At 66.7% G+C, this 7011-nt stretch carries 7 protein-coding genes; 5 read left to right on the forward strand and 2 right to left on the reverse strand.

Annotated features, from left to right (window positions below):
- A partial coding sequence (locus HUU96_RS08720) for an alanine--tRNA ligase-related protein (protein WP_254605145.1) occupies positions 1 to 1673 on the forward strand: 1673 nt, incomplete at its 5' end.
- Between the two features lie 51 nt (positions 1674 to 1724).
- Here HUU96_RS08720 and HUU96_RS08725 read toward each other — a convergent pair.
- Positions 1725 to 2939, reverse strand: a complete 1215-nt coding sequence (locus HUU96_RS08725; protein ID WP_174292443.1) for an NADP-dependent isocitrate dehydrogenase — start codon at positions 2937 to 2939, stop codon at positions 1725 to 1727.
- A 108-nt stretch (positions 2940 to 3047) separates the two neighbouring features.
- Here HUU96_RS08725 and HUU96_RS08730 point away from each other — a divergent pair, with 108 nt between their 5' ends.
- On the forward strand, positions 3048 to 3773 hold the full coding sequence (locus tag HUU96_RS08730) for a phosphatidylserine decarboxylase (protein WP_174292444.1): 726 nt from the start codon (positions 3048 to 3050) through the stop codon (positions 3771 to 3773).
- Entirely contained in the window at positions 3773 to 4561 is a 789-nt protein-coding gene (locus HUU96_RS08735) for a CDP-alcohol phosphatidyltransferase family protein (protein WP_174292445.1), read from the forward strand. Before HUU96_RS08730 ends, HUU96_RS08735 begins: the two co-directional genes overlap by 1 nt.
- Here HUU96_RS08735 and HUU96_RS08740 read toward each other — a convergent pair.
- Positions 4536 to 4769, reverse strand: a complete 234-nt coding sequence (locus HUU96_RS08740) for a hypothetical protein (protein ID WP_174292442.1) — start codon at positions 4767 to 4769, stop codon at positions 4536 to 4538. The genes HUU96_RS08735 and HUU96_RS08740 overlap by 26 nt on opposite strands.
- 319 nt (positions 4770 to 5088) lie before the next feature.
- On the opposite strand from HUU96_RS08740, the gene rpsB reads away from it, so the two are divergent.
- Together rpsB and tsf are read left to right on the forward strand one after the other, a co-directional pair.
- The gene (gene rpsB, locus HUU96_RS08745) at positions 5089 to 5904 is read left to right on the forward strand and encodes a 30S ribosomal protein S2 (RefSeq protein ID WP_174292446.1); all 816 of its coding nucleotides are present in this window, start codon (positions 5089 to 5091) and stop codon (positions 5902 to 5904) included.
- An 86-nt stretch (positions 5905 to 5990) separates the two neighbouring features.
- Entirely contained in the window at positions 5991 to 6941 is a 951-nt protein-coding gene (gene tsf / locus HUU96_RS08750) for a translation elongation factor Ts (RefSeq protein ID WP_174292447.1), read from the forward strand.
- The last annotated feature ends 70 nt before the right edge of the window (positions 6942 to 7011 follow it).

Genomic DNA, 7011 nt, shown 5'->3' on the forward strand with positions numbered 1-7011 from the left:
CCCTGGTCGCCGAGATGGGCGCGGCCTATCCCGAGCTGGTCCGCGCCCAGCCGCTGATCGAGGCGACGCTGCACCAGGAAGAGACGCAGTTCCGCAAGACGCTGGACCGCGGGCTCAAGCTGCTGGACGAGGCGACCGCGGGGCTCGCAGCGGGCGGGACGCTGGCCGGCGAGACGGCGTTCAAGCTCTACGACACTTATGGTTTTCCCTACGACCTGACCGAGGACGCGCTGCGCGAGCGGGGACTCGGCGTCGATCGTGCCGGGTTCGACGCGGCGATGGCCGAGCAGAAGCGTGCTGCTCGCGCCGCCTGGAAAGGGTCGGGCGCGAAGGCATCGGACGAGTTGTGGTTCGACATTGCCGAGGAGAGCGGCGCGACCGAGTTCACCGGCTATGCCAGCGACAGCGGCGAAGGCCAGGTGGTGGCGCTGGTGCAGGACGGTGCCCGCATCGAGCGGGCAACGGCCGGCGACGCGGTCGCGATCGTCGTCAACCAGACGCCCTTTTACGGCGAGAGCGGCGGCCAGGTCGGCGATGCCGGCTCGATCGCCGGCGAGGGCGGCGTGAGCGCGACGGTCATCGACACCTTCAAGCAGCTCGGCCGCATCTTCGTCCACCAGGCGACGATCGACGCCGGCGAGATCAAGGTCGGCGACGCGGTCAAGCTGCGCATCGACGTCGCCCGCCGCGCCCGCATCCGCGCCAACCACTCGGCGACGCACCTGCTGCACGAGGCGCTGCGCCAGCGACTGGGCACGCATGTCGCGCAGAAGGGCAGCCTGGTCGCACCCGAGCGGCTGCGCTTCGACGTGTCGCACCCGGCGGCGATGACCCCCGCCGAGCTGGCCGATGCCGAAGCGGCGGTGAACGTGCAAATCCGCGGCAACGGCACCGTCGAGACCCGGCTGATGACCCCGGACGAGGCGATCGCGATGGGCGCGATGGCGCTGTTCGGCGAGAAATATGGCGACGAGGTGCGCGTCGTATCGATGGGCTCCAAGGCGGACGGCGAAACCTATTCGATCGAGCTGTGCGGCGGCACCCATGTCGGCGCGCTCGGCGATATCGGGCTGTTCAAGGTGATCGGCGAGGCGGCGGTTTCATCGGGGGTCCGGCGCGTCGAGGCGCTGACCGGCGAGGCAGCGCGCGCCTATCTGAGCGGCCGTGACGAGAAACTGCGTGAAGCGGCGGCGGCGCTCAAGGCGTCCCCCGATGAGGTGCCCGCAAGGGTGCTGGCGCTGATCGAGGACCGCCGCCGTCTGGAGCGAGAGCTGGCCGAGGCGAAGAAGCAACTGGCAACCGGCGGCGGTGCAGCCGATGGAGCGAGCGAGGAGGTCGCCGGGATCGGTTTTGTCGGCCAGCTGCTGGAAGGTTTCGAGGCCAAGGGGCTGCGCGGCACCGTCGATGAGGCGAAGCGGCGGCTGGGTTCGGGCGTCGCCGTGGCGGTCGCGGTCAACGACGGCCGCGCGTCGGTTGCAGTCGGAGTCACCGATGATTTGACGCCGCGGCTGAACGCGGTCGAGCTGCTGCGCCGAGCGGTGGCAGTGCTCGGCGGTCAGGGTGGCGGCGGGCGTCCCGACATGGCCCAGGGCGGCGGACCGGATGGCGACAAGGCGGAAGAAGCGATCGACGCGGTGCGCGCGGTGTTGGCCGATCAGCCAACGGCGGCGTGATGGTTCCGGCCGCCTACATCAGGCGCCGGAACCAGTGAAAGCCGCTTAACGTCAGCTCGCCATGGCGCTTTCGAGGTTGACGCGCACCTGCTCGAAGAACTGCTCGGTCGTCATCCATGGCTGGTCCGGGCCGATCAGGATGGCGAGGTCCTTGGTCATGTGGCCGTTCTCGACCGTTTCGATGCAGACGCGCTCCAACGTCTCGGCGAAGCGGGTGACGTCGGGCGTGTCGTCGAACTTGCCGCGATACTTCAGCCCGCCGGTCCAGGCGAAGATCGACGCGATCGGGTTGGTCGAGGTCGCCTTGCCCTGCTGGTGCATCCGGTAGTGGCGGGTGACGGTGCCGTGCGCCGCCTCCGCCTCGACCGTCTTGCCGTCAGGCGACAGCAGGATGGATGTCATCAGCCCCAGGCTGCCGAACCCCTGCGCGACCTGGTCCGACTGGACGTCGCCGTCGTAGTTCTTGCAGGCCCAGACGAACTGGCCGTTCCACTTGAGCGCGCTCGCGACCATGTCGTCGATCAGGCGATGCTCATAGACGATGCCGGCTTCCTTGAACTTGTCGGCGAACTCGGCCTCGAACACCTCTTGGAACAGGTCCTTGAAGCGGCCATCATATTTCTTGAGGATGGTATTCTTGGTCGACAGGTACACGGGCCATTTGAGGTTCAGGCCATAGTGCATCGATGCGCGCGCGAAGTCGCGGATCGACTCATCGAGGTTATACATCGCCAGCGCGACGCCCGCCGTCTTGAATTGGTACACTTCGCGGTCGATGACCGTGCCGTCGTCGCCCTCGAACACCAGCCGCAGCTTGCCGGGGCCGGGCACCAGATAGTCGGTCGCGCGATACTGGTCGCCGAAGGCGTGGCGGCCGACGACGATCGGGTGAGTCCAGCCGGGGATCAGCCGCGGCACGTTCTTGATGACGATCGGCTCGCGGAAGATGGTGCCGCCCAGGATGTTGCGGATGGTGCCGTTGGGCGACTTCCACATGTCCTTGAGCCCGAACTCCTCGACGCGGGCTTCGTCGGGGGTGATCGTCGCGCACTTGACCGCGACGCCGAACTCCTTGGTCGCGTTGGCGCAGTCGATCGTGATCTGGTCGTGGGTCTCGTCGCGCTTCTCAATGCCGAGGTCGTAATATTTCAGGTCGATGTCGAGATAGGGGAGGATCAGGCGCTCACGGATCCACTGCCAGATGATCCGCGTCATCTCGTCGCCGTCGATCTCCACGACCGGCGTCTTCACCTTGATCTTCGCCATGCTGCACGTCCTGTGAGGGAGGGAATGGCGCGGCTCTAGGGGCTCGCCCTGCGACGATCAACCGCCTGTGGTTGTCTCGCCCGGCGCGCGCGGCTAGACCGCCGGCCCATGAATTCGTTGCAGCCGCAATCCGGGGTCGCCACCCCGACCGTCAAGTGGCGCTTCCCCGCCGTTCATCCCGAGGGACAGAAATACGTCGCGATCGCCGCCGGGCTGACGTTGCTCGCCACGGTCGTCAGCCATGTGCTGTTCTGGCCGATGGTCGGGGTGACATTGTGGGTCGCCACCTTCTTCCGTGATCCGGTGCGCACCACGCCGGTTGGGGACGGGCTGATCGTCGCCCCGGCCGACGGGCTGATCACGATGATCGAGCGGGTGCCGATGCCGCGCGAGCTGATCGGCGATCTGGGCGCAGCGCCGCTGGTGCGGGTGTCTATCTTCATGTCGGTGTTCGACGTCCACATCAATCGCACGCCGATCGCCGGTACGATCCGGCAGGTCGTCTATATCTCCGGCAAGTTCCTCAACGCCGACCTCGACAAGGCGAGCGAGGAGAATGAGCGGCAGCATATCGTCGTCGAGGGCCGCGACGGTCGGCGCATCGGCTTCACCCAGATCGCAGGGCTGGTCGCCCGCCGGATCGTGCCGTTCGTCAAGCCGGGCGACATGGTCGCGACCGGGCAGCGCATCGGCCTGATCCGCTTCGGCAGCCGCGTCGACGTGTTCCTGCCCGACGATTGCGCGCCGCAGGTGGTGCTGGGGCAGCGGTCGATCGCCGGCGAGACGGTGATCGGCCGGGTCGGCGGCAGCCCGGCCATGGGCCTGTCGCAGTAATGCTGCCTGAGCCGTCGATCGACCGCCGGCTGCGCCGGCTGCGGCGGCCGGTCCGCGGGCTACCGCTGCGCGCGGTCGCGCCCAATGCGGTCACGGCGTTGGCGTTGTGCTCGGGCCTGAGCGGCGTACGGTTCGCGATCGGTCGCGAGTGGCAGGCGGCGGTGGCGATGATCATGCTGGCCGGCGTGCTCGACGGCATCGATGGCCGCATCGCCCGGATGCTGCACGGCGAGAGCCGGTTCGGCGCGGAGCTTGATTCGCTCAGCGACGCGATCTCGTTCGGCGTCGCGCCCGCACTGATCCTGTACCTCTGGTCGCTGTCCAGCTTGCCGCGGTTCGGCTGGCCGTGCGCGCTGGTGCTGGCGGTGTTCTGCGCTCTGCGGCTGGCGCGCTTCAATGCGAAGATCGATGAGCGCGAACAGCCGCACAAGTCTGCCGGGTTCCTGACCGGCGTTCCGGCTCCGGCCGGAGCAGGTCTGGCGTTGCTGCCGCTTTACCTATGGTTCTGCACGGATGAGCCGGTATTTGCTTCACCCTATCTGGTGGGTCCGTGGACGCTGCTGGTCGCGATGCTGATGGTGTCAAGCGTCGCGACCTATAGCTGGTCGTCCTTTCGCCTGCGTCGTCACATCCGCTTCGAGGCGATCGCCGTGGTGGTGGTGGTCGGGGCCGCGCTGGTGTCCGCCCCCTGGCACAGCCTCTGCGTCATGGTCGTCGGCTATATGCTGATGATACCATTCAGTATCGCCAGCTACGCCAGGGTCAGGCGGCTTCGCGCAACCGGATGAACGCCGGCGGTATCGGCTGTGCGGCCCAGCGCCTCACCGCGATCCGCCGCTCCGCCACGGCAAGCCGCTCCAGAGGGGCAAAACCCGTTTCCATGTTGCCCATCGCCAGCAACGCAATACGCTGCCACTGCGGCACCACCATCAGCGCGATGACTGCGATCGACAGGGCCAGCGCTCCTGCAAAAACGATGAAACCGATGATTGCCATGTTCGCCTCCCTGACGCGAACTACCTGTGGATAAGTTCGCAAACCGCCGAAATTCCAAGAGGTTCCATGCCTGCATCAAAAATGCTGGCGATTTGTGCTCCAGCCTTGTCGTCCTTCCAAGCCCAAGCCGATCCCTCTTGAGGCCCCCTATGTTCCTTCTACGTTCCAAAGTCAAGCTCCAAACTGTGGTTGAATTCAACGTGTCGATCCGCTAACCGCGCCCCCTCAACCCCACATGGGAAGCATCATTCACCGGTGCGCGCCTTAAAGGCCATGCGTCATCCGCTTCCCAGAGGCACAACCGGCAAAGGAATACATCATGGCGGCTCCTGTCGTTTCCATGCAGCAATTGATCGAGACCGGCGCGCACTTCGGGCACCAGACGCATCGCTGGAACCCGAAGATGAAGCCCTACATCTTCGGCGACCGTAACGGCGTTCACATCCTCGACCTGTCGCAGACGGTGCCGCTGTTCGCGCGCGCGCTGGAGTTCGTGTCGTCATCGGTGGCGTCGGGCGGCAAGGTGCTGTTCGTCGGCACCAAGCGCCAGGCGCAGGAGCCGGTCGCCGACGCCGCGCGCCGTTCCGGCCAGCATTTCGTCAACCATCGCTGGCTCGGCGGGATGCTGACCAACTGGAAGACGATCAGCAACTCGATCAAGCGGCTCAAGAGCCTGGAGGAGCAGCTGGCGGGCGATACGGTCGGCCTGACCAAGAAGGAGGTCCTTCAGCTCACCCGCGAGAAGGACAAGCTCGACATGTCGCTGGGCGGCATCCGCGACATGGGCGGCATCCCCGACGTCATGTTCGTGATCGACGCCAACAAGGAAGAACTGGCGATCAAGGAAGCCAACACGCTGGGCATCCCGGTCGTCGCGATCCTCGATTCGAACGTCTCGCCAGATGGCATCGCCTTCCCGGTGCCGGCGAACGACGACGCGAGCCGGGCTATCCGGCTGTATTGCGAGGCGATCGCGATCGCCGCCACGCGGGGTAACCAGGAGCAGCAGCGCCGCTCGGGTGCGGACCTGGGCGCGATGGCCGAGCCGATCCCAGAGGAGGCGGTCGCCGAGCCGGCTCCGGCCGAGACCGCTGGTGCCGAGCAGCCGGTCGAGGCCGAGCAGCCGGCCGCCTGATCCCGTCACGCCAACGACATGCGGGTGGGGCAGGGCGAGGAGCTCCGTCCCGCCCGCACTCACATTCAGATTAGAGGATTAGCGACATGGCCGACATCACGGCTTCGATGGTCAAGGACCTGCGCGAGAAGAGCGGCGCAGGGATGATGGATTGCAAGAAGGCGCTGAACGAGACGTCGGGCGACATGGACGCGGCGATGGACTGGCTGCGCACCAAGGGTCTGGCCGCCGCGCAGAAGAAGTCGAGCCGTACCGCCGCCGAGGGGCTGGTCGGCGTCGCCGTCAGCGGTACCCGTGGTGCGGCAATCGAGGTCAATTCGGAGACCGACTTCGTCGCCAAGAACGACCAGTTCCAGCAGTTCGTCCGCGAGGTCACGCAGATCGCATTGGCGACCGGCGGCGATGTCGAGGCGCTGAAGGCGGAGGCGATGCCGTCGGGCACCACCGTCGCCGAGGTGCTGACCAACAACGTCGCGACCATTGGCGAGAACCAGTCGCTGCGCCGCGCGCGCAGCCTGGAGGTGAGCAAGGGCACCGTGGTCAGCTACATGCACAACCAGCAGTCGCCCGGCCTCGGCAAGATCGGCGTGCTGGTCGCGCTCGAATCGGAGGCGTCGGACGAGGTGCTGCAGGGCCTGGGCAAGCAGCTGGCGATGCACATCGCCGCCGCCTTTCCCAAGGCGCTGAACGAGGCTGACCTCGACGAAGCCGAGATCGAGCGCGAGCGTGCCATCGCCACCGAGAAGGCGGCGGAGAGCGGCAAGTCGGCCGAGATCATCGCCAAGATGGTCGAGGGCGGGATCGCCAAGTACCGCAAGGAGCACGCGCTGGTTAGTCAGCTGTTCGTGATGGACGGCAAGACCAAGATCAGCGACGTCGTCGCCAAGGCCGGCAAGGATGCCGGCACGCCGATCGTGCTGAAGGACTATGTCCGCTTCCAGCTCGGCGAGGGCATCGAGAAGGAAGCGTCGGACTTCGCCGCCGAGGTTGCCGCGGTGTCGGGCGTGCCGCAGAAGGACCCGCAGCCGACGGCGTGACACCTCCCCTCTCCCGTTGGGAGAGGGGGCAGCCCGCGGAGCGGGCGCGGGGTGAGGGTAGGTTGAGATG

The organism is Sphingomonas bacterium (assembly GCF_903644135.1).
In the GTDB taxonomy this organism is placed as follows: domain Bacteria; phylum Pseudomonadota; class Alphaproteobacteria; order Sphingomonadales; family Sphingomonadaceae; genus Sphingomonas.